Genomic DNA, 21,837 nt, shown 5'->3' with positions numbered 1-21,837 from the left:
ATGAACAAGCATATTTCGGCAGCGGAAGCGGCTGCACTCATCCCCGACAACGCTGTCGTTTCCGTCTCCTCATCGAGCGGTCTTGGCTGTCCCGATTTGACGCTGAAAGCCATTGGCGAGCGGTTTGACGAAACCGGCCATCCCAAAAATATCACCACGCTGCATCCGATCGCAGCAGGCGATATGAGCGGTATCAAGGGCGTCGATTACATCGCCAAGCCGGGATTACTAAAGAAGATCATCGGCGGTTCCTATCCGTCTGGACCGTCCAGTGCCGAGCCGCCGCTGATCTGGCAGATGATCACCAATAATGAGATCCCGGCCTATAATATCCCGTCGGGAATTTTGTTCGATATGCACCGCGAAGCGGCGGCCAAGCGCCCCGGCGTGCTGACCAAGGTGGGGCTTGATACATTTGTCGACCCCAAGCGTCAGGGCACGGCGATGAATGACAAGGCCGGGCAGGAACCGGTGGTGAAACATGTCAGCTTCGAAGGCGAAGACTGGCTCTATTTCCCTTCCATCATCCCGCAAGTGGCGATCATTCGCGCCACGACGGCGGATGAGCGCGGCAATCTCACCTATGAGCACGAAGGCGCTTATCTTGGGGGGCTCGATCAGGCGCTGGCCGCGCGCAACAATGGCGGCATCGTCATTGCGCAGGTGAAACGCATCGCCAAGGAAGGCACGCTGAAGCCGCATGATGTGCGGGTGCCGGGCGTTCTGGTCGATTATATCGTGGTCGATCCCGATCAGAAGCAGACGACGCAGACACTGTACGATCCGGCGATTTCGGGCGAGATTTTCCGTCCGATCGATACGTTCCGTCTGGCTGAGTTCAATATCCAGAAGGCGATTGCGCGCCGTGTCTCACAGGAATTGCAGGCGGGAAGCGCGGTCAATCTCGGCTTCGGCATTTCCGCCAATGTGCCGCGCATTCTGCTGGAGGAAGGCCTGCACGGCGCCGTAACATGGGTGATCGAGCAGGGCGCAGTCGGCGGCGTGCCGCTACTGGATTTTGCCTTTGGCTGCTCGGCGAATGCCGACGCCTATATGCCGTCGCCCTATCAGTTCACCTATTTTCAGGGTGCAGGCTTCGATGCGTCGCTCTTGTCCTTCCTGGAGATCGGACGCGACGGCTCGGTCAATGTGTCGAAGCTTTCATTCCGTCCGCATGTCACGGCCGGGGCGGGCGGCTTTGTGGATATTACGGCAAGGGCCAAAAAGATTGTCTTCTCCGGCATGTTCAATGCAGGGGCCAAGCTCTCCGTTGCAGACGGCAAGCTGGTGATCGAGAAGGAAGGCAAGCTCAAAAAGCTCGTTAATGAGGTTGAGCACGTCACCTTCTCTGGTCCGCGCAGTGTCGCGCAGGGACAGGACATCACCTATGTTACGGAACGCGCTGTGATGAAGCTGACGCCGGAAGGCATCGTGCTCACCGAGATCGCGCCGGGTGTGGATTTGCAGGCGCATATTCTCGATCAGGCTGAGTTTCCGCTGATCGTTTCCGACCAGCTCAAGATCATGGACGAGGCGCTGTTCCGCGAAGAGCCGATTGGACTTGAATTGCCGCAAAAGCCTGCGCGCAAGCTGGAGGCTTAGATGCCAGAAAACGTAAATATTGACCGGATAGAAATCACGACCGAGAACCACATCGCGGTCATGACCATCAAGCGGCCCGAAAAGCTCAATGCGTTCGATATCGAGCTTTTGCAGGAATTATCCGCCGCCTGTGATCGGGTGGAGGCGGATAGCACTGTGCGGGTTGCGATCCTGACCGGCGAGGGCAAAGCCTTTTCCGCTGGAGGCGACATCAAGGCCTGGGGCGGCATGGAACCGGCAGAGTTCGGCCATGCATGGGTGCGCTACGGCCATCGTGTGTTCGAGCGGCTTGCGACTCTGCGTGTGCCACTGATCGCAGCGATGAACGGCCATGCTTTGGGCGGTGGTCTGGAACTGGCAGGCGCTGCCGATATCCGCATTGTCGAACGACAGGCGAAGATCGGCTTGCCGGAAACCTCGCTTGGCATGATTCCCGGCTGGTCGGGCACGCAGCGTCTTGTGCGCCGGTTCGGTGCGCAGATCGTGCGCCGCATGGTGTTGGGCGGCGAAATGTTCACAGCGGAGGAAGCGCTTTCGCATGGGCTTGTCGATGCCGTTGTGGAGACGGGCGCAGCTTTGCAGGCAGCACAAGACTATGCAGCACGGGTAGCAAAGCGCGGACCCGCGGCACTGGAAATTTCCAAACTGATGCTTTCCGTCGCCAATGGCGAGGACAATGGAACCGCCGTCGAGGCATTGGGTTCCATCCTTGTCGCCAAGACCGGCGATCTGAAGGAAGGCGTGCGCTCGTTCAGCGAAAAGCGCGAAGCGAATTTTAAGGGAGAATGGTGATGAGCACGATCGTAAAACCGCAGCCGCTGGCAGGACTGGCCGTTCGCGAATTCTCCATGCTGATCGATGGCAAATGGGTGCAGAGCCAAAGCGGCGGCAGCATTGAGCGTGTGGCTCCCGGTCATGGCGTGACGGTGAGCCGTTATCCCGCTGGCACCAAGGCTGATGTGGAACGCGCCGTAACAGCTGCGCGCAAGGCTTTTGATGACGGGCGCTGGTCTTCCAAAACGGCATCGCAGCGTTCGCTGGTGCTGTTGAAAGCTGCTGATCTCATTGAAGCGAGGGCGGAAGAGCTTGCCTATCTCGATGCGATTGAAGCAGGAAAGCCAATCAGTCAGGTGCGGGGCGAGATTGCCGGTTCCGTCGATATCTGGCGCTATGCGGCGGCGCTTGCGCGTGATCTGCATGGCGAGAGCTATAATACGCTGGGCGATGGCACTTTGGGCGTTGTGCTGCGTGAGGCAATTGGTGTTGTCTCCATCATCACACCGTGGAACTTTCCGTTCCTGATCGTCGGCCAAAAGCTGCCATTTGCTTTGGCGGCGGGCTGCACGGCGGTCGTAAAGCCTTCGGAACTTACCTCCGGTTCGACACTGGTGCTTGGTGAAATTCTGGCCGAGGCAGGCGTGCCGGACGGCGTAGTCAACATCGTCACCGGAACGGGTGCTGATGTCGGCCAGCATATGAGCACGCATCCGGATGTGGACATGGTGTCGTTCACCGGCTCCACTGGCGTTGGCAAGCTGACCATGGCCAATGCGGCGCAGACGCTGAAGAAAGTGTCGCTGGAACTTGGCGGCAAGAACCCGCAAATCCTGTTCCCGGATGCGGATATGGATGCCTTTATTGACGCTGCGGTGTTCGGCGCATGGTTCAATGCGGGCGAATGCTGCAATGCTGGTTCGCGGCTCATCGTGCATCGCTCGATTGTCGATGAGATTGTCGGGCGCGTCGCTGATCTGTCGAAAAAGGTCATCGTCGGTGATCCGCTCGATGTCAGCACGCAGGTGGGCGCGATCATCACGCCGCAGCATCTGAGCAAGGTTGGCGCTTATGTCGATCAGGCCAAAAAGGCGGGCGCTGCAATTGCCCATGGCGGCGATGTGCTGGATCTCGGCCTTGGCCAATATATGGGACCGACCATCATTGCGGGTGTGAAAGCCGATATGGCCGTGGCGCGTGAAGAAGTGTTCGGTCCTGTCCTGTCGGTCCTCTCCTTCGATACGGTGGATGAGGCGATCTCCATTGCCAACGCGGTTGATTACGGGCTTTCCGCAGGCGTATGGAGCCGTGATTTCGATACCTGCATGAGCATCGGGCGCAAGGTGCGCGCCGGTACGGTCTGGATGAACACTTTCATGGACGGCACGCCGGAACTGCCTTTCGGCGGTTATCGTCAGTCGGGTCTGGGCCGCGAGTTGGGTCGTCATGCGGTGGAGGATTACACCGAAACCAAGACGCTCAACATGCATATCGGCGCGCGCACCGGCTGGTGGATGCCGCAAGAAAAGTAGGGAGTGACGGCTTTGGGAGGACAGCCGGATATCGTCATCATCGGATCGGGTATCGGCGGCGCGACAATGGCCGCCGGCCTTGCTGTGTCAGGTGCCGACATTCTCATTCTTGAGGCGGGGGAGCATCTCCCGGACAGGCCGGAAAACCGCGACCCGCGCGCCATTTTCCAACAAGGCTTCTTTCGCCCGAAGGAGTTCTGGTACGAGAGCAGCGGTACGCCATTTAATCCCGGCAACTATTACAATGTCGGCGGCAATTCCAAATTCTTTGGCGCGGTGCTGATCCGCTATCGCCGCGAGGATTTTGCGGAAATGGCGCATCTGGAAGGCGTTTCGCCCGCATGGCCGTTCGCCTATGAGGAGCTGGAGCCTTGGTATAGCCGTGCCGAACAGCTGTTTCAGGTGCGGGGTGAACTGGGCGATGATCCGACCGAGCCAGATCATTCAAAACCCTATCCCTATCCGGCAATCCGTGACGAACCGGCCATTGCCGATATACGGGCGCGATTGAAGAAGAACGGTCTTCATGCCGCATCTCTGCCGCTGGGTGTCGATATTGACCGCTGGCTCGCAAAGGCAAAAACGCCGTGGGATGCGCATCCGAACAGCAATGACGGCAAGATGGATGCGGAAACCTGTCCGCTCGCCAGCGCCTTGCGCTATTCCAATGTCAGGCTGGAAACCGCAGCGCGGGTGACGCGGCTGGAAGCCGGTCCGGACGGCAAAACCATCGCGGCGGTGCATTATGTGAAGAACGGCGAGGCGCTGGTCTTGCACCCAAAGCTCGTCATTCTTTCTGCGGGTGCGGTGCAATCGGCAGCACTTTTGTTGCGTTCGGGATTGGCAAACCGCTCCGATCAGGTCGGTCGCAATTTCATGAACCATAATTCTAGCGCCGTGATCGCTTTCGATCCGCGCTATCGCAATGACAGCGTCTACCAGAAGACCTTTGGCTTCAACGATTACTATCTGTCGGACGGGGCAGGCGGGCCGCCGCTGGGCAATGTGCAATTGCTTGGGCGCGTGTCGGGCGCGATCCTGAAATCCAATATGCCACGTGTGCCGGAATGGCTGTTGAACCGGATTGCCGGGCACACAATCGACTTCTATGCGATGAGCGAAGACCTGCCATCGCCGGAAAGCCGCGTGACGGTGGATGGCGACCGCATTGTCCTGCATTGGGTGCGCAGCAACTGGAAGGCGCATCTGATGCTGGTCGACAAGCTCAAATCCGCACTGCGGGAAGCTGGATTTCCGGTAGTTTTGTCGCGGGCATTCGACCGGCGTACGCCCTCGCATCAATGCGGGACGGTGCGCATTGGTAACGACCCGGCGACAGCGCCGCTCGATACATGGTGCCGCGCTTACGACCATCCCAATCTTCATGTGGTGGATGCGTCGTTCCTGCCTACATCGGCTGCGGTCAATCCCGCGCTGACCATCGCCGCGCAGGCGTTGCGCGTGTCCGATCATCTGAACCGGGAGGTGCTGGCATGAACCGTCAAAGACCTGTGGCGCTGGTGACCGGCGGCCGGCGCGGCATCGGGCTTGGCATAGCCCGCGCTCTCGCGGCGAAGGGCTTCGATCTGGCGATTACCGATGTTGAAAACGACGAGGCCGTTATCCACGAACTACGCGGAATGGGCGGCAAGGTGGCTTTCTTCAAGGGCGATCTTGCTGCCGTAGGGACCCATGCGGCGACGGTTGCCGCCGTGTTGAAGGAGTTTGGCAGCATTGATTGTCTCGTCAACAATGCGGGCATGGGTTCTGTCGAACGCGGTGATTTTCTTGGCCTGAAGCCGGAAAATTTCGACACCATCATGGGGGTCAATTTGCGCGGCACCGTGTTTTTCACGCAGGCGATAGTGAAAGCCATGCTGGCGGTAACCGATGTGCGTTTTCCACGCAGCATCGTGACGATCAGTTCCGTTTCATCGGTGATGAGTTCGCCGGAAAGGCTCGATTACTGCATCAGCAAGGCGGGGCTGACCGCCTTTGTGCAGGGGCTGGCATTGCGGCTTGCCGAGGCGCGGATTGGTGTGTTCGAGGTTCGCCCTGGCATTATTCGCACAGACATGACCGCAAAGGTCGCCGAGCGCTACGACACGCTGATTGACGACGGGCTGGTGCCGATGAAGCGCTGGGGCGAAGTGGGCGATGTTGGCGCCATCGTGGCCGGGCTTGCGGGCGGAAATTTCATCTTCGCTACCGGGTCGGTGATTAATGCCGATGGCGGCCTGTCGATAGCAAAGCTTTAGTTTCTCGAGAGGAGAAACGCATGAATTACGATTATATCATCGTTGGCGGCGGGCCGGCCGGTTGTGTTCTCGCCAATCGACTGAGCGAGGATGCTTCGGTGAAGGTGTTGCTGCTGGAAGCCGGAGGAAGCGACTGGAACCCGCTGTTTCATATGCCCGCAGGCTTTGCCAAAATGACCAAGGGCGTGGCGAGCTGGGGCTGGGAGACGGTCCCGCAGAAGCATATGAAAAACCGCGTTCTGCGCTATACGCAGGCCAAGGTCATTGGCGGCGGTTCCAGCATCAACGCGCAGATTTATACGCGCGGTAATGCGGCTGATTACGATCTTTGGGCCAATGAAGACGGCTGCACCGGCTGGGATTATCGCAGCGTGCTGCCCTATTTCAAACGTGCTGAGGACAATCAGCGTTTCAACGATGACTATCATTCCTATGGCGGGCCGCTTGGCGTTTCCATGCCGTCTGCGCCGCTGCCGATCTGCGATGCCTATATTCGCGCGGGGCAGGAGCTTGGGCTTCCCTACAATCCGGATTTCAACGGTCGCGAACAGGCAGGTGTCGGCTTCTACCAGTTGACCCAGCGCAATCGCCGCCGCTCTTCCGCCTCGCTTGCCTATCTCGCATCGATCAAGGGCCGCAGAAACCTGACGGTCAGAATCAACGCGCCAGTGCGCAACATAGTGCTGGAGAAGACGCGCGCCACCGGAGTGGCGTTGATGAGCGGCGAGGTACTGCGCGCATCGCGGGAGGTGATCCTGTCATCGGGCGCAATCGGCTCACCGAAGCTTCTGCTGCAATCGGGGATCGGACCAGCAGATCATCTCAAGCAGACAGGCGTGGCCGTGAAACACGATCTGCCGGGCGTTGGCTCAAACTTGCAGGACCATCTCGATCTGTTCGTTATCAGCGAATGCACTGGCGATCACACCTATGACGGCGTGGCAAAGTTGCACCGCACGCTTGGCGCGGGTCTGCAATATATCCTGCTGCGTTCCGGCCCGGTGGCGTCGAGCCTGTTTGAGACGGGCGGCTTCTGGTATGCCGACCCGGAGGCCCGGTCGCCGGATATCCAGTTCCATCTGGGGCTTGGTTCGGGGATTGAAGCCGGCGTCGAGAAGCTGAAGAATGCGGGCGTGACGCTCAATTCCGCCTATCTGCATCCGCGCTCGCGTGGGACGGTGCGTCTGGCGTCCAGCGATCCGGCAGCGGCCCCGCTGATCGACCCCAATTACTGGAGCGATCCGCACGATCTGAAGATGTCATTGGAAGGGCTGAAGATCGCCCGCGAAATCCTGCAGCAGGACGCTTTGAAGCCCTTTGTCATGGCCGAGCGACTGCCGGGACCGAAAGTGATGACTGACGACGATTTGTTCGACTATGCCTGCGCCAATGCCAAGACCGATCACCATCCGGTCGGCACCTGCAAGATGGGCACCGATGCTTCCGCCGTGGTCGATCTGGAACTGAGGGTTCGCGGTCTGGAGGGCTTGCGTGTCTGCGACAGCTCGATCATGCCACGCGTGCCGTCCTGCAACACCAATGCGCCGACAATCATGGTCGGCGAAAAGGGATCGGACATTATTCGCGGGCGCGATCCACTGCCGCCAACGGTTTTCTCCTGGGAGAAAAATGAACAGAAGCCGCGTGCAAGGGTTTAATCTGCTCCGTCCGCCGGTTCAAAGCGCAGATAGCCGACGACATCTGAACCCTTGTGGTTCGGATTGTCGGAGGGGTGATTGACGCCGTCATTGACCGGGATAACCTTGAAGTCGAAAGGCGAAACGCCTTCCAGACAAGCCGCATTCACGCCAAACTGGCGTGGATTGGAGCGGCGCTGGTGATGCGTATAGATTCCGCATCTGGAGCAGAAGAAATGCTTCGCAACGCCGGTATTGAATGTGTAGAGGGTGAGCGCGTCTTCCCCTTGCAGGATTTCCAGCCCGCCGAGTTCCGCTGATACGACGACTGCGCCGCGCATCCGGCAATAGGAGCAGTCGCAGCGGCGCGCGCTATGCAGGCCGTCGGACAGTTTTACGCGAAAACGCACCGTTCCGCAGTGGCATGCGCCGTTGGCTTCCTTGATGTCCGGATTCATTTTTCACTCCATTCTGCCTTTGCGGACGATATTTTCTTTTCTGCCAGTTTACCACCGACGAAAACCGATTAAGTTCGTTGCCGGAAATGCTTCAGGGAGGGAACGGCATGAGCGAATTCGCAGTCATCACAGGCGGCAGCACGGGTATTGGCAGACATCTGGTCACGGCCTTTGCCGAGGCGGGCTATGCGGTTGCTTTCAGCTACAAGGATGAGGACGGCGCAGCCCAGTCGTTGGTCGAGGCGATTGAAGCGAGCGGCGGTCAGGCGCTTGGGCTTGCCTGTGATGTCGGTGTGGGGGCAGAAGTCGATGCCTTCTTTGATGAGGCTTGCAGCTGGTTCGGCGATGCGCCCGACGTGCTCGTCAACAATGCCGGTATCCAGACATGGAGTTCGCTGCTGGAACTTGGCGAAGACGAGTGGGACGATGTCATCCGCACCAATCTGAAGGGCTGCTTCCTCAACACACAGGCGGCGGCCAAGCGCATGGTGGATGCGGACAAGAGCGGCGCGATCATCAATATCGGTTCGGGCTGCAACAAGCTCGCTTTCCCGAAGCTCGTTTCCTACACGGCCTCCAAGGGCGGCATTGAACAGTTCACCAAGGTTTCGGCGGTGGAACTTGGACCGCACGGCATTCGGGTGAATTGTGTGGCCCCCGGCGCAATCCTCAATGATCGCACAGCGCTGGAACAGCCTGACTATGCAGGCACTTGGGCCAAGGTCACGCCCTTGCGGCGGGTCGGTAGCGTCGAGGACCTTGCTGGGCCGGTGCTGTTTTTTGCGTCCGAGGCCGCACGCTTTGTGACGGGCCAGACGCTCTGGGTCGATGGCGGCGTCTTCTCGCAGGCCAACTGGCCTTATGACAGGTAAGTTTTAAGTGGTGATCCCGACTGGATTCGAACCAGTGGCCTACAGATTAGGAATCTGTCGCTCTATCCTACTGAGCTACGGGACCGACCGTTAGAGCCATCCGCTTTTGCCAGCGATGCCAGCATGTTCGGATGTTTCCGACACATACTGGGTTTCATGGCGGTAGCCAACCCCGCAAAAAGCGGGGTAGGCGGATTTTCTCAGATTGCGAGTGGCGCTCAGGCGGCGAGCGCCGTTTCGGCTACGACTACGAAATAGCTGACGCCATAGGGAATGGCGTCGTCGTTGAAATCGTAGGCAGGATGATGCAAGCCCGGCGTATCGCCATTGCCGATGAAGATATAGGCGCCGGGGCGGGCTTCCAGCATGTAGGAAAAGTCCTCCGCCGCCATCATCGGCTCGACATTGGCGTTGACCTTGCCTTCACCTGCGACGCTGCTGGCGATGCGCTCGGCAAATTCCGTCTGCGCATCGTGATTGAAGGTGACCGGATAATTGTTCTTGTAGCGCACGGTAATCTCTGCACCGGTGACGGCGGCGATGCCCGCTGCCACTTCGCGGATGCGGCGTTCAGCGAAGGCGCGTGTTTCCTTTTGCAGCGTGCGGACGGTGCCCGATAGCGTCGCCTTTTCCGGGATCACATTATAGGCCTCGCCCGCGATAAACTTCGTGACCGAGATGACGAGCGAATCCAGCGGATCGGTATTGCGTGAGACAATGCCCTGCAAAGCCATCATTAGTTGCGAACCGGCCAGAATTGGATCGATGGTGCGGTGCGGCTGCGCCGCATGCCCGCCGCGTCCGCTGACAAAGAGATCGAATTCGTCCGTTGCAGCCATGATCGGTCCCTTACACATGGCAAACTGACCGATCGGCAGACCTGGCATGTTATGCACGCCATAGACTTCCGAAATGCCGAAGCGATCCATGACACCGTCTTCGACCATGGCAAGCCCGCCCGCGCCGCCTTCTTCGGCGGGCTGGAAAAGCAGCGCGACCGAGCCGCGGAAATTGCGCGTCTCGCTCAGATATTGCGCAGCGCCCAGCAGCATGGAGGTGTGGCCGTCATGGCCGCAGGAATGCGCCTTGCCGGGGTTTTGCGACGCCCATTCGACGCCGCTTGTTTCGGTGATCGGCAGCGCGTCCATGTCGGCGCGCAGGCCGATTGCCGGGCCGTCGCCGTGGCGGCCCTTGATGATGCCAACCACGCCGGAACGACCGACGCCGGTTTCCACATGGTCGCAGCCGAAGGCTTTCAGCTTTTCCGCGACGAATTTTGCGGTGTCGTGCACATCGTAGAGCAGTTCAGGATTCTGGTGTAGCTGGCGTCGCCAGGCGGCGATTTCCGCCTGCGTTTCTACGGCACGATTAAGCACTGGCATTTCGGAGAGGCTCCCGTATTGGGTCTATATGGGCTTGGGCCAACATGGCCCAATGTGGCATGGTTGGGTGTGATTTGAAGGAAGCAGGATATGACGTTTCGGTGAAATCCGGCAATCCCTGTTTGCCTTTTCCTCGCCACATGGCATAGATAAGAGCAACGCAAATCCTCCTTATATGACCGGAAGTGTCGTGTGTCGTCCTGATGGCGATTTGGAACCATTGAATTGAGCCGTGCAAACGGAGACCCGCAGAAATTGCGGGCCATTATTGATTGGAACTGCGCAATGTTGTCGAAGTCGTTGAAAATCCTGGTTGCTGCCGCAGCAATGACTGGCACGGCGATGGGAGCGGCGCTGGCCAATCCGTCTATCGCCGTCGATGTGGCAACCGGCAAGGTCTACGCCCAGCAGGATGCATTCCAGCGCTGGTATCCGGCTTCGCTCACCAAGCTGATGACAACCTATGTCACGTTTCGCGCGCTTCAGTCCGGTCGCATGACGCTCGAATCTCCCGTGCCGATGACGGTTCGCGCCGCCAAGGAGCCACCGAGCAAGATGGGCTACAAGCCCGGTTCCGTGATGACGCTCGATACTGCGCTCAAGATCATGCTCGTCAAATCCGCCAATGACGTCGCCGTCGCCGTGGGCGAGGCTGTGGGTGGCAGTGAGGCGGGCTTCGTGCAGCTCATGAATGCCGAAGCGCAGCGCCTCGGCATGGTTGGATCGCATTTCGCCAATCCGAATGGCCTGCACGATCCGAACAATTATACGACGGCGCGCGATCTGGCGGTTCTCGCCGTGCAGCTGCGCCGCGAATTCCCGCAATATGCGCATTATTTCTCGACCGAGGCCATCGATCCGGGCGCGGGCAAAAAAGTTCAGGCCAATTATAACATTCTGCTGGGCCGCTATGACGGCGCTGATGGCATGAAAACCGGTTTCGTCTGCGCTTCGGGCTTCAATCTGGCCGGTTCCGCCACCCGTAACGGTCGCACTGTGCTGGCCATCGTGCTTGGCGCGGATCGTCAGGAAACGCGTGCCGTTCAGGCAGCGCAAATGATGACCGACGCTTTCCGTGACAACACTTCCGGCGGTGCAACGCTTGCAACGCTGCGGCCAACCGCAGGCGGCAATCTCAATGAGGCTGTCGATATGCGCAAGGCGATCTGTAGTCAGGAGGCCATGGCCGATCGCTGGGACGGTCGCGATGTTGAAGGCAAGCTGAAGATCAACTCGCCCTATATTCACGCCATGGATCACGATCCGGTTGCCGTGCAGGTCGGACTTGTTTCCGAACCGGGCCCGGTCACCAAGCCAAGCCAGCTCCACATCTCGCAGGTGCCTGTGCCAATGCCGCGCCCGCAGCGTGCAGCGGGTGTGAAAACAACCGCGATCAACTGATCCACCACGACATTGGGCTGGTATTGTCAGCCCAACCCATCGTGCTCCTGAAGTGTCGCGCCCTCAAAGTGTGAAGTGTTTGCCATGCCAAATCCTATTCCCGTCTCCGTGTTGACCGGCTTTCTGGGCTCCGGCAAGACCACGCTGCTCAACCGGCTTCTGAAGGATCTGGCCTTGAGCGACACCGCCGTGATCATCAATGAATTTGGCGAAGTGGGCATCGACCATCTGCTGGTCGAGCAGGCGAGCGAGGGTGTTATCGAGCTGTCGGACGGTTGCCTGTGCTGTACGGTGCGCGGCGAACTGGTGGACACGCTGGCCGATCTGATCGACCGCTTGCAGACCGGGCGCATCAAGGCGCTGAAGCGGGTCATCATTGAAACGACTGGCCTTGCCGATCCGGCGCCTGTCCTGCATTCGATCATGGGGCATCCCGTGTTGATGCAGGCTTTCCGTCTCGATGGCGTGCTGACAACCGTCGATGCCGTCAACGGTATGGCGACGCTCGACAACCATGAGGAAGCGGTCAAGCAGGCGGCAATGGCCGACCGGATCATCCTCACCAAGTCAGATTTGCCCGAAGCGCAAGCAGGCTTGGCGGCGCTGAAAGCGCGTCTCAGAGCGCTCAATCCGGGCGCCGAGATTCTGACGGCAGGTGATGAGCGCACCGGCTATGCGGCTTTGTTCGAATGCGGATTATATAATCCTGAGACCAAAACCGCGGATGTGCAGCGCTGGCTCAAGGCGGAAGCCTATGAGGATGATGACCATCACGATCACGATCACGATCATGGCCACCATCACGGGCATGACCATGTGTGCGGGCCGGATTGCGATCACGACCATGATCATGGCCACGGCCATGGACACCACCATCATCATCATGCGCATCATCACCACCATGACGATGCCATCCGCTCGTTTTCGCTGCGGCACGATGCACCTATTCCGCTTTCGACCTTCGATATGTTCCTTGATCTCTTGCGTTCAACGCATGGCGAGAAGCTGTTGCGCGTCAAAGGCATTGTGCAGATCGCCGAAGATCCGGAACGTCCCGTCGTGATCCACGGCGTGCAGAAGATTTTCCACCCGCCAGCGCGCCTGCCAGAATGGCCCCTGGGGCCGCAGGGCGAGAAGCAGACGCTTCTGGTCATGATCGTGAAGGACCTGCCGGAAAGCTATGTGCGGGAACTCTTCGACGCGTTTCTGGGTCGTCCGAGCCTTGACCGGCCAGACCGGGCGGCGCTGATGGAAAATCCATTGGCAATCCCCGGCTTCTCGCCAAAGCATTGAGTTTTATTTTTTCCGGATCAGGAAACGCTGCACGGTTTCACTGCGCTCATGTTCAATGAGCGCATGGCCTTCTTGCGTGCAAAAATGCGGCAGGTCGATACCGGAAAGCGGGTCGGTCGCCTCCACCCAAAGCTGCGCGCCGCTCGCCATTTTTTCAAGGCGATGACGGGTTTTCAAAACCGGAAGGGGGCATTTCAGCCCCCTCAGGTCATAAACGGGAATTTGCGCCTCGGCTGAGGTCAGTTGCCGACGATCTTCCACCATGGCTTTTTCGCTTCCGGTGCAGCCACAGGTGCTGGCTGATCGATATTCTGGGCAACCGTGCTACCGGTGGTGACCGGCGAAACGTCGGCAGGTATTGCCGCGTTCTGGCTCGGATTCTGCTGCGGCGTAGGCACCGAAGCGGTCCGGGTTGATTGCGCCGGAATGGCTGGAGCAGCAGCAGGAGCCGCGACTGGAGCAGTTGCGGACGGTGCTGGCGTTGCCGCAATCGCCGTGGCCGTCGGCTGGGATAGCGCCGGCGTGACAGGACGAATATCCGGTGCGCCAGCCTTTTCAGCCGAAGACGGCGTGAGCGAAGGCGGTTCGCGGGTTACCTTTTCGCCGCGGGCGCGTGCAGCGCTCCAAGCCGAAACGAGCTTGGCTTCGGTCAAGCCCTGGATCGACGGAGCAGGGGCCTTTTGCGACGCGCTGAAGGCGCTCTGGAAGGTCTTCTCATACGACGTATAGGCCGTCGACATCGCATCGGTGTTGGCCGATGGCGGGCAGGCATCCGTTGCCGAGAGGGGCTGGTCGTCCGGCGAAGCAACGTTGAATACGTAGCGCTTTTCGCAAACGTCGACCTTTGGCGGCACCTTGGTCACTTCGAAAGCGTCGTAACCTTGCTTCAGCATTTTCCAGAAGCCGTAATTCGGGTCGCTCTTGTAACGGGCCATGTTGGCCGCTGTCATCCGGAACGGAAAAGCCTGAATCTGGAAGTCGCGCTGGCCGCCCTTGAAGGCGTCGCGTCCAAAAGCGTAGATTTCAGAGACGCTCTCATCGGTCATCGAATAGCAGCCCGACGACGAGCACGCACCATGCACCATCAGGTTCTGGCCCGTGCGCCCGTTGGCGCGATCATAGGCGTTGGGGAAACCGATGTTGAAGGCGAGATAATAATTGGATTTCGGGTTCATCTGCCCAGGATGGACGGTGTAGAAACCTTCCGGAGCCTGACGGTCACCCTCGATATATTTCGGTCCGAGCTTGCCCGACCATTTGCAGATCTCATAAGAAGCGATCTGGTCGTACTTGCCGTTATTCTTCTGTTTCCAGACTTCGAGAACGCCTTCTTCCTTGAAAATGCGCACGGTGATTGGCGAGGTGCGGGTCATGCCCTTCGCCTTCATCTTCGTCACGATCTTTTCGGGAAGCGGCTTTTCAGCGCGCAAGCTCAGGTCGGATACGGACGAACCCTGACATCCCGCGAGAAGCGCGGTTGCCATGACGGTTCCAAGTATTGCGGTTCTGATCTTCATATCGCATCGATTTTGTTAGAACGGTGCAAGAGACGATTTCCTGCTCGGATGATTTTGACAACCAAACCTTACGGTATCGTTTACAAATCCTTGCTTGGATATCTAAAAATTAACGCGACGGCAATATGGCGGAAATGACGTGGAGATGCAAATCCGGGACGTGAAGAACATCCCGGATGAAAAATGGCAAAACAGACAGGGGTTTTATTAGAGGTTACGACCGATCTGGAGGAATTTCTGACGGCGTTCCTGCTTCAGGGTCTCGCCGTCGATATCTTTCATCGAGCGTAACGATGCCGTGATCATGTCGCCCGCTGCATCGATGACGGCTTCCTTGCCGCGATGCGCGCCGCCGAGCGGCTCAGGAATAATGCCGTCGATGACCTTGAGATCGAACAGATCCTGCGCGGTGATGCGCATGTTGGAGGCGGCATCCTTCGCACGGGTGGAATCATGCCACAGGATCGAGGCAGCACCTTCCGGCGAGATGACCGAATAGATCGAATGTTCGAGCATATAGACGCGATTGGCGACGGCGATCGCGATTGCGCCGCCCGAACCGCCTTCGCCGATGATGATCGAGACCACTGGTACGCGCAGACGCAGGCATTCGGCGGTGGAGCGGGCAATGGCTTCCGCCTGGCCGCGTTCTTCGGCGCTGACGCCCGGATAGGCGCCTGCCGTATCAACCAGCGTGATCAGCGGCAGCTGGAAACGGTCGGCCATTTCCATGATGCGGACGGCCTTGCGGTAGCCTTCCGGACGGGCCGAGCCGAAATTGTGCTTCAGGCGCGTCTTGGTGTCCGAGCCCTTTTCCTGACCGAGAATGGCAACGGGCTGTCCGTTGAAACGGGCAAAGCCTGCCTGCAACGCCTCGTCATTGGCGAACTGGCGATCACCGGCCAAAGGCGTGAATTCCGTAAACAGCCGGTCGATATATTCGAGGCAATGCGGACGATCCGGGTGACGGGCGATCTGCGCCTTCTGCCAAGGGGTCAGCTTGCGATAGATATCTTTCAGCGCATCAGCCGAACGCTTCTCGAGGCGGCGAATCTCGTCGCTCATCTCAACGCTGCCTTGTTCCTGCGCGAGCTTCTTCAGCTCAAGAATCTGGCCTTCGAGATCGGCGACGGGTTTTTCAAAATCGAGATAGTTGTACATCGGGCCTGACTGTTCGTGCGTTTCTAATGAGCTCGCCGCAATTGCGTGCCTGAAGAAGGCTGTTTTACGGCGCTTTACATATTCACTGCGGGCTCAACTTGCAAATTTTGACTTTCTCATAACCGGAGCAGGCTCAATCGGCAAGCGGATGATGCTCACTGACCAGTTTATGCAGCCTTTCCTCAAGCACATGCGTATAAATCTGCGTGGTCGAGATATCTGCGTGGCCGAGCAATTGCTGCACTGTGCGCAAATCAGCGCCATTTTGCAAAAGATGGCTGGCAAAGGCATGGCGCAAAACATGGGGTGAAATGGCGGCAGCGGAAAGATTGGCGCGGGCGGCAAGCCCTTTCAGCTCTCGGGCAAAAACCTGTCGCGCCAGATGTCCGCTTTCCGAGAAGGCCGGAAACAGCCATGGGTTCTCGTCACTGGCGGGCAAGGAATCGCGCAAGGTCAGGAAGGCTTGCAGCGCATCCCGCGCCTTGGGCGACAGGGGCACCATGCGGTCCTTCGAACCTTTGCCGCGCACCAGCAGGAAACGGTGATCGGTGCGGGCAACGCGCACCGGCAGACCCACCAGCTCTGAAACACGCAAGCCCGTCGCATAGAGCGTTTCGATCAGCGCATGAAGCCGCAGCGCCTTGATACGCTCGCCTTGCTCGGTGGCTTCGCTTGCTTCCAGCGCGGCACGGTCGAGAAGGCGCGTGACCTGATCGACGCTCATGATCTTGGGCAGAGGCTTCTGCTTTTTTGGCGCATCGATGACCCCGGTGGGGTCGTCCTGACGATAGCCTTCCGAATAGAGAAACCGAAAGAACTGGCGCAGCGCGGACAGGCGGCGCGCCTGCGATGTCGCGGCAAAACCTTCCGTCGCCATGCCGTCCAGAACCGAGCGGATATGATCAGCTTGCGCTTCTGCGAGATTGATGCCGCGCTCGCCAAGGGCTTCCGCGGTCATTTGCAGGTCGCGGGCATAGGATTCGAGCGTGTTGCCCGCAGCGCCCCGTTCGGCGCTCATCATTTCAAGGAAATTTTCAATCGCCAGAGATGCGCGCATCGTCATTCCTAGGGTTTGGCCTGGGGATCGGTTTGCGTTGAAGGCGTGGTTGTCTCCGCTGCCGGTTCCTCCGTCGAGGCCGTTCCACCAGCCGAAGACGTCGGCGCAATCGGCACAGGCTTCAATTTGGAAGCCGGAATTTCCACCTTCATTTCCTGGGTCTGCGGCGTGACAAAATTCGCAAGCGCATACATCGCAGCATAGGCAATGGCTGCGATCACGACGACGAAAGCGATGAGGCGCGTCAGCGTAGGCATATGTCGTTTATGATGCGGCATTGCGATGAAAGCAAGAATGTCGGTGGCATCGCTGCAAAAAGCCGCCATTCCTGCTTTCAGATTCCATGAAAGCAATTGACGCAGCCCGGTTTTTCATGTGGAACCATCCCAAATGGATGAGGTTGATGAGCAGTATAGAAAAACAAGCCAATCTACATGAGAAGGCGGGGCTCCATGGGCGGGCCGACGCTATCCGTGGTCTGCTCGGTACGAAGGTTCTGGTGCTGGTCGGACTGATGGGCGCTGGCAAGTCTACCATCGGTCGCAAAATGGCTTCGATGCTCGGTCTTCCTTTTCGCGATGCCGATACGGAGATCGAAGCCGTCTCGCGCATGACGATTCCCGAACTGTTCGAAGCTTATGGCGAGGTTGAATTCCGCGATCTCGAACGCCGGGTTATCCTGCGTCTTCTCGATGACGGCCCGATGGTGCTTGCTACCGGGGGCGGCGCATATATGAATGCCGAAACGCGCGCCGCTGTCTCCGCGGCGGGCATCTCCATCTGGCTCAATGCCGATATCGATGTGCTGATGGACAGGGTTTCACGCCGCCAGAACCGGCCGCTTCTTCGCAACAGCGATCCACGCGCCGTCATGCAGAAACTGATGAACGAGCGCTATCCCGTTTACGCGCTCGCCGATCTGCAAATGATGACGCGCGAAGAGAAGAAAGAAATCATTGCCGACGAGCTGATCGAGGTTCTCGCGCAGCATCTGGAAAAACGGCAGTTCGCGGACTGATTGGCCTAAGCGAGGATTGCCTTGCAGAAACCGGACCACGGGAAAATCGACTGGAGAATAAGCATGAACGCGCCTTCGCCCGCACATGACAGTGTCACCGTTCCGGTTTCGCTGGGAGAGCGCTCTTACGATATCCTCATCGGCAAGGGCCTCGTCGACCGTGCAGGGGTGGAAGTTGCCAAGCGGCTGAAGGGCGCGCGCGTTGCCATCGTCACCGATGAAAATGTCGCCAAGGCGCATCTCGAACGGCTGACGGCAAGTTTCAATCAGGCGGGCATAGAAGCGACGCCGGTTGTTGTCGCACCTGGCGAAAAGTCCAAATCCTTCGCGATGCTTGAAACCGTCACCAATGCCATTCTGGCTGCCCGGCTGGAGCGCGGCGATGCGCTGGTAGCTTTTGGCGGCGGCGTCGTGGGCGACCTGTCCGGCTTCGTGGCGGGTATTGTGCGACGCGGCATGAATTTCGTGCAGATGCCGACATCGCTTCTGGCGCAGGTGGATTCGTCGGTTGGCGGCAAGACGGGCATCAACACCGCTTATGGCAAGAACCTCGTTGGCGTCTTCTACCAGCCGCAGCTGGTGCTTGCCGATACGGATGTGCTGGATACGCTGAGCCCGCGTGAATTCCGGGCCGGTTATGCGGAAGTCGCCAAATATGGACTTATCGACCGCCCGGATTTCTTTGCCTGGCTGGAGAAGAACTGGCATGAAGTTTTTGCTGGTGGTGCGGCGCGAACCGAAGCCATTGCCGAATCCTGCCGTTCGAAGGCTGCCGTTGTGGCGCGCGACGAGCGCGAAACGGGCGACCGTGCGCTTCTCAATCTGGGCCATACATTCGGCCATGCGCTGGAAACGGCGACGGGCTACGATTCCAGCCGTCTGGTGCATGGTGAGGGCGTGGCCATTGGCATGGCGCTGGCGCATCGTTTCTCGGTGAAGATGAATCTGGCCGGCGTGGAAGCGGTGGAGCGGGTTGAGGCGCATCTGAAGGCCGTAGGCCTCCCGACCGCGCTGTCCGACGTTCCGGGCGGCTTGCCGCCTGCTGAAAAGCTGATGGACTATATCGCGCAGGACAAGAAAGTGGCGCGGGGCGCGCTCACCTTCATTCTGACGCATGGTATCGGCCAGTCCTTCATTGCCAAGGATGTACCGCCTGCTGCCGTGCTGGAGTTTCTGAAGGAACGTCTGGCTACTGCATAATTCTCATAGCGCAACCGGTCGGCGCGGACGGAAAAGGAGATCGATGGGATGGTTTTCGAACTCTGGATCATGTGCGGGATCATCCTGCTTTGTGTCATTCTGTCGGCCTTTTTCTCCGGTTCCGAAACGGCGCTGACCGCCGCATCCCGTGCGCGCATGCATTCGCTGGAAAATCAGGGCGACGAGCGCGCCGAAGTGGTGCAGCAATTGATCGGCAGGCGCGACCGGCTGATCGGCGCGCTGCTGATCGGGAATAATCTCGCCAATATTCTCGCATCCTCGATCGCGACCAGCATTTTCCTCACCTTCTTTGGCGATGCCGGTGTGGCCTATGCCACCATCGCCATGACGGTCATTCTGGTGATCTTCGCCGAGGTACTGCCGAAATCCTGGGCGATTTCCGCGCCAGATCGCTTTTCGCTGGCAGTGGCGCGCGCCGTTTCCGTGGTGGTCTCGGTGATCGGCCCGATTTCGACGGCGATCAACTGGATCGTGCGTACAATCCTGCGGCTGTTCGGCATCAATCTCGCGGCTGGCCGCTCGATGCTTTCGGCGCATGACGAATTGCGTGGCGCGGTGGAAGTGCTACATCGCGACGGTTCGGTGATCAAGGAAGACCGCGACCAGCTGGGCGGTCTTCTCGATCTCAAGGAGCTGGAAGTCAGCGACGTCATGGTGCACCGCACGGCGATGGGAACCATCAATGCCGATGCGCCCGCCGAGCAGATCGTCGGCGATATTCTGGCGAGCCCGCACACGCGCATGCCGGTCTGGCGCAACGATATCGACAATATCGTCGGCATTATTCACACCAAGGATCTGGTGCGGGCGCTTTATGATGTCGATAATGACTTTAGCCGCATCGACATCATGAAAGTGGCTAGCAAGCCGTGGTTCGTGCCGGACACAACGACCTTGCAGGACCAGCTGAACGCCTTTTTGCGCCGCAAGGCGCACATTGCCATCGTCGTGGACGAATATGGCGATGTGCAGGGTCTGGTGACGCTGGAAGACATTCTGGAAGAAATCGTCGGTGATATTGCCGATGAGCACGATATCGACATGCAGGGTGTCCGCCTGCAACCGGACGGTTCGTTCATTGTCGACGGATCACTGCCGATTCGCGATCTCAACCGGGCGCTCGACTGGTCGCTGCCCGATGAGGAAGCGACGACGATTGCCGGGCTGGTCATTCATGAAACTCAGTCTATCCCGGAAGTGAAGCAGGCCTTCACCTTTCACGGCAAGCGGTTCTCCGTGTTGAAAAAGGAGAAAAACCGCCTGACGCGTTTGCGTATCGTAACGCTCGATGCCGATGGAAAACCAATCGTCGCCGTTGGCGTTCTGCCGCCGCGTACCTAAATGGGCAGGATCAGCGGCGCGTCGGTTCGCCGGGCGCGGACGGTTCCAGCGCCAATGCATGAACGCCGTTGTTCAATTCGTCCTTGAGGACTTCGTTGATGGCGCGATGGCGTTGAACGCGACTCAGGCCCGTGAAGGCATCGGAGACGATACGGACGCGAAAATGCGTTTCGCCTGAGCCGTCGAAAGCTGCTTGATGATCGCTGTCGTGATGATGATGGCCAGCGTGAAGATGGCTTTCATTAATGATTTCAAGCCGTTCTGGCGCGAAAGCTGTTGTAAGCTTTGCTTGCATCACGTCTTGTTTGCTATTGTGAATGGACATTTGGGCTGGTTCTCCCCATATACACGCTGTGCTTCATATAGACTCAAGCCCCGACGGCCCAAGGTGGGGCAAATCCGCACAGGAAACTAATCCGCTTCAAAATTTCGCCCTGTTGAAATGGCTAAAAGCCCAACCGGACGAAATGTCAATTCTTGTTTAGCAACCCCTTAATCCGCATAATTGATTCGATGACCACGAACTCCAAACTTTTCGACAGTATCCGCATTCGCCCGAAGAAGACGCAGCAGGCCAAGTCCAGTGGACCCTGCTGTCAGTGGGACGGTTGTGACAAGCCTGGCACGCATCGCGCGCCGGTCGGACGCATGCGCGAAGGGGAATATTTCCACTTCTGCATCGATCACGTGCGGGAATATAATAAGAATTTCAACTATTTCTCCGGCCTTGCCGATGGAGATATCGCCAAGTTCCAGAAGGACGCGGTCACTGGCCATCGTCCAACCTGGTCCACGACGGCGAATTCGACGGCGAAGGCGCGCACCTCGCCGGACGTGGCAAAGATGCGCTCCGGATCGGCTTCCTATCACAATCGCATTCGCGATCCGTTCAATTTCGTGAAGGAAGCCAAGGGTCAGGAACCGGGGGCGACAGCCAAGCGCAAGCCGCGCACGCTGGAAATCAAAGCGCTCGCTACACTCGGACTTGAACCAAATTCGACTAGCGATAAGATTAAGGCGCGCTATAAAGAGCTGGTAAAACAGCACCATCCCGATGCGAATGGTGGTGACCGCGGTTCTGAAGAGAGATTCCGCGATGTCATTCAGGCTTACCAATTGCTCAAGCAGGCAGGTTTTTGCTAGAGCATGAGGGCTCGGCCAGTCTTGAACTGGCCGGTTTTCGATTGATTAAGTCGAGCTGTGGCTCAAGCCGCATTTATGCGACGCCAGATGTTGTCATTTGGCTGCAAAATGCTCTGACGGACATTCTCCTGCCGTGCTGCCAAGCGCGGATTCAAGCATGGATGCCCGCA

Annotated in this window: 21 protein-coding genes and 1 tRNA gene; 13 read left to right on the top strand and 9 right to left on the bottom strand. The window is 58.6% G+C overall.

From position 1 onward, the window contains the following. From ACTJKP_RS00605 to ACTJKP_RS00580, 6 genes are read left to right on the top strand one after another with little or no spacing between them, the layout of a single operon-like run. On the top strand, positions 1-1,602 hold the full coding sequence (locus ACTJKP_RS00605; protein WP_440629346.1) for an acyl CoA:acetate/3-ketoacid CoA transferase: 1,602 nt from the start codon (positions 1-3) through the stop codon (positions 1,600-1,602). Positions 1,603-1,662: 60 nt separating this feature from the next. Beyond that, positions 1,663-2,394, top strand: coding sequence for an enoyl-CoA hydratase/isomerase family protein (locus ACTJKP_RS00600; protein ID WP_440629620.1), 732 nt, complete (start codon positions 1,663-1,665; stop codon positions 2,392-2,394). Beyond that, positions 2,388-3,908, top strand: a complete 1,521-nt coding sequence (locus tag ACTJKP_RS00595) for an aldehyde dehydrogenase family protein (protein WP_440629345.1) — start codon at positions 2,388-2,390, stop codon at positions 3,906-3,908. Before ACTJKP_RS00600 ends, ACTJKP_RS00595 begins: the two co-directional genes overlap by 7 nt. Before the next feature lie 12 nt (positions 3,909-3,920). Continuing rightward, positions 3,921-5,405 carry a GMC oxidoreductase gene (locus ACTJKP_RS00590; protein WP_440629619.1) on the top strand — a complete coding sequence of 495 codons (1,485 nt, stop codon included), beginning with the start codon at positions 3,921-3,923 and terminating at the stop codon, positions 5,403-5,405. Continuing rightward, entirely contained in the window at positions 5,402-6,166 is a 765-nt protein-coding gene (locus ACTJKP_RS00585; RefSeq protein ID WP_440629344.1) for a 3-ketoacyl-ACP reductase, read from the top strand. Before ACTJKP_RS00590 ends, ACTJKP_RS00585 begins: the two co-directional genes overlap by 4 nt. Before the next feature lie 20 nt (positions 6,167-6,186). Then, on the top strand, positions 6,187-7,824 hold the full coding sequence (locus ACTJKP_RS00580; protein WP_440629343.1) for a GMC family oxidoreductase: 1,638 nt from the start codon (positions 6,187-6,189) through the stop codon (positions 7,822-7,824). On the opposite strand, the gene ACTJKP_RS00575 is transcribed toward ACTJKP_RS00580, so the two are convergent. Next, positions 7,821-8,261 (bottom strand): GFA family protein, encoded by a 441-nt coding sequence (locus ACTJKP_RS00575; RefSeq protein WP_182518926.1) that lies wholly within the window; start codon positions 8,259-8,261, stop codon positions 7,821-7,823. The genes ACTJKP_RS00580 and ACTJKP_RS00575 overlap by 4 nt on opposite strands. 107 nt (positions 8,262-8,368) lie before the next feature. Here ACTJKP_RS00575 and ACTJKP_RS00570 point away from each other — a divergent pair, with 107 nt between their 5' ends. Continuing rightward, the gene (locus ACTJKP_RS00570; RefSeq protein ID WP_440629342.1) at positions 8,369-9,133 is read left to right on the top strand and encodes an SDR family NAD(P)-dependent oxidoreductase; all 765 of its coding nucleotides are present in this window, start codon (positions 8,369-8,371) and stop codon (positions 9,131-9,133) included. Positions 9,134-9,141: 8 nt separating this feature from the next. Here ACTJKP_RS00570 and ACTJKP_RS00565 read toward each other — a convergent pair. Beyond that, positions 9,142-9,218: transfer RNA gene (locus ACTJKP_RS00565), tRNA-Arg, on the bottom strand. A 133-nt stretch (positions 9,219-9,351) separates the two neighbouring features. Next, positions 9,352-10,515 carry a M20 aminoacylase family protein gene (locus tag ACTJKP_RS00560; RefSeq protein WP_440629341.1) on the bottom strand — a complete coding sequence of 388 codons (1,164 nt, stop codon included), beginning with the start codon at positions 10,513-10,515 and terminating at the stop codon, positions 9,352-9,354. Positions 10,516-10,800: 285 nt separating this feature from the next. Between ACTJKP_RS00560 and ACTJKP_RS00555 the strand changes: the two genes are divergently transcribed. Next, a complete protein-coding gene (locus ACTJKP_RS00555) occupies positions 10,801-11,916 on the top strand; it encodes a D-alanyl-D-alanine carboxypeptidase family protein (RefSeq protein ID WP_113533772.1) in 1,116 nt (371 codons plus the stop codon). Positions 11,917-12,000: 84 nt separating this feature from the next. Beyond that, a complete protein-coding gene (locus ACTJKP_RS00550; RefSeq protein WP_440629340.1) occupies positions 12,001-13,209 on the top strand; it encodes a CobW family GTP-binding protein in 1,209 nt (402 codons plus the stop codon). Positions 13,210-13,212: 3 nt separating this feature from the next. On the opposite strand, the gene ACTJKP_RS00545 is transcribed toward ACTJKP_RS00550, so the two are convergent. From ACTJKP_RS00545 to ACTJKP_RS00525, 5 genes are all read right to left on the bottom strand, one after another. Continuing rightward, the gene (locus tag ACTJKP_RS00545) at positions 13,213-13,470 is read right to left on the bottom strand and encodes a sulfurtransferase TusA family protein (RefSeq protein WP_280992076.1); all 258 of its coding nucleotides are present in this window, start codon (positions 13,468-13,470) and stop codon (positions 13,213-13,215) included. After that, on the bottom strand, positions 13,449-14,726 hold the full coding sequence (locus ACTJKP_RS00540) for a hypothetical protein (protein ID WP_440629339.1): 1,278 nt from the start codon (positions 14,724-14,726) through the stop codon (positions 13,449-13,451). The genes ACTJKP_RS00545 and ACTJKP_RS00540 overlap by 22 nt, the downstream gene beginning before the upstream one ends. Before the next feature lie 207 nt (positions 14,727-14,933). Beyond that, positions 14,934-15,887, bottom strand: a complete 954-nt coding sequence (locus ACTJKP_RS00535; protein WP_078337594.1) for an acetyl-CoA carboxylase carboxyltransferase subunit alpha — start codon at positions 15,885-15,887, stop codon at positions 14,934-14,936. A 133-nt stretch (positions 15,888-16,020) separates the two neighbouring features. Beyond that, positions 16,021-16,944, bottom strand: a complete 924-nt coding sequence (xerD, locus tag ACTJKP_RS00530; protein WP_078337593.1) for a site-specific tyrosine recombinase XerD — start codon at positions 16,942-16,944, stop codon at positions 16,021-16,023. Between the two features lie 8 nt (positions 16,945-16,952). Then, positions 16,953-17,270: a hypothetical protein gene (locus tag ACTJKP_RS00525; RefSeq protein ID WP_440629634.1), complete on the bottom strand. Its 318-nt coding sequence runs from the start codon at positions 17,268-17,270 to the stop codon at positions 16,953-16,955. A gap of 77 nt (positions 17,271-17,347) precedes the next feature. On the opposite strand from ACTJKP_RS00525, the gene ACTJKP_RS00520 reads away from it, so the two are divergent. The 3 genes from ACTJKP_RS00520 (at position 17,348) to ACTJKP_RS00510 (ending at position 20,524) form a co-directional block, all read left to right on the top strand. Next, positions 17,348-17,962, top strand: coding sequence for a shikimate kinase (locus ACTJKP_RS00520; RefSeq protein WP_078337591.1), 615 nt, complete (start codon positions 17,348-17,350; stop codon positions 17,960-17,962). A gap of 63 nt (positions 17,963-18,025) precedes the next feature. Further along, positions 18,026-19,162, top strand: a complete 1,137-nt coding sequence (aroB, locus tag ACTJKP_RS00515) for a 3-dehydroquinate synthase (protein ID WP_440629338.1) — start codon at positions 18,026-18,028, stop codon at positions 19,160-19,162. A 48-nt stretch (positions 19,163-19,210) separates the two neighbouring features. Further along, on the top strand, positions 19,211-20,524 hold the full coding sequence (locus ACTJKP_RS00510; protein ID WP_078337589.1) for an HlyC/CorC family transporter: 1,314 nt from the start codon (positions 19,211-19,213) through the stop codon (positions 20,522-20,524). 10 nt (positions 20,525-20,534) lie between these two features. Here the strand turns inward: ACTJKP_RS00510 and ACTJKP_RS00505 are convergent, their stop codons facing one another. Continuing rightward, positions 20,535-20,849, bottom strand: a complete 315-nt coding sequence (locus ACTJKP_RS00505) for a BolA family protein (protein ID WP_440629337.1) — start codon at positions 20,847-20,849, stop codon at positions 20,535-20,537. A 188-nt stretch (positions 20,850-21,037) separates the two neighbouring features. On the opposite strand from ACTJKP_RS00505, the gene ACTJKP_RS00500 reads away from it, so the two are divergent. Then, positions 21,038-21,667: a J domain-containing protein gene (locus ACTJKP_RS00500; protein WP_078337587.1), complete on the top strand. Its 630-nt coding sequence runs from the start codon at positions 21,038-21,040 to the stop codon at positions 21,665-21,667. The last annotated feature ends 170 nt before the right edge of the window (positions 21,668-21,837 follow it).

It is taken from the genome of Brucella sp. 22210 (assembly GCF_052045675.1).
Classification (GTDB): domain Bacteria; phylum Pseudomonadota; class Alphaproteobacteria; order Rhizobiales; family Rhizobiaceae; genus Brucella.
The sequence above is the reverse complement of the archived record's forward strand: the minus strand, read 5'-3'. Positions and strand labels throughout refer to the sequence as shown.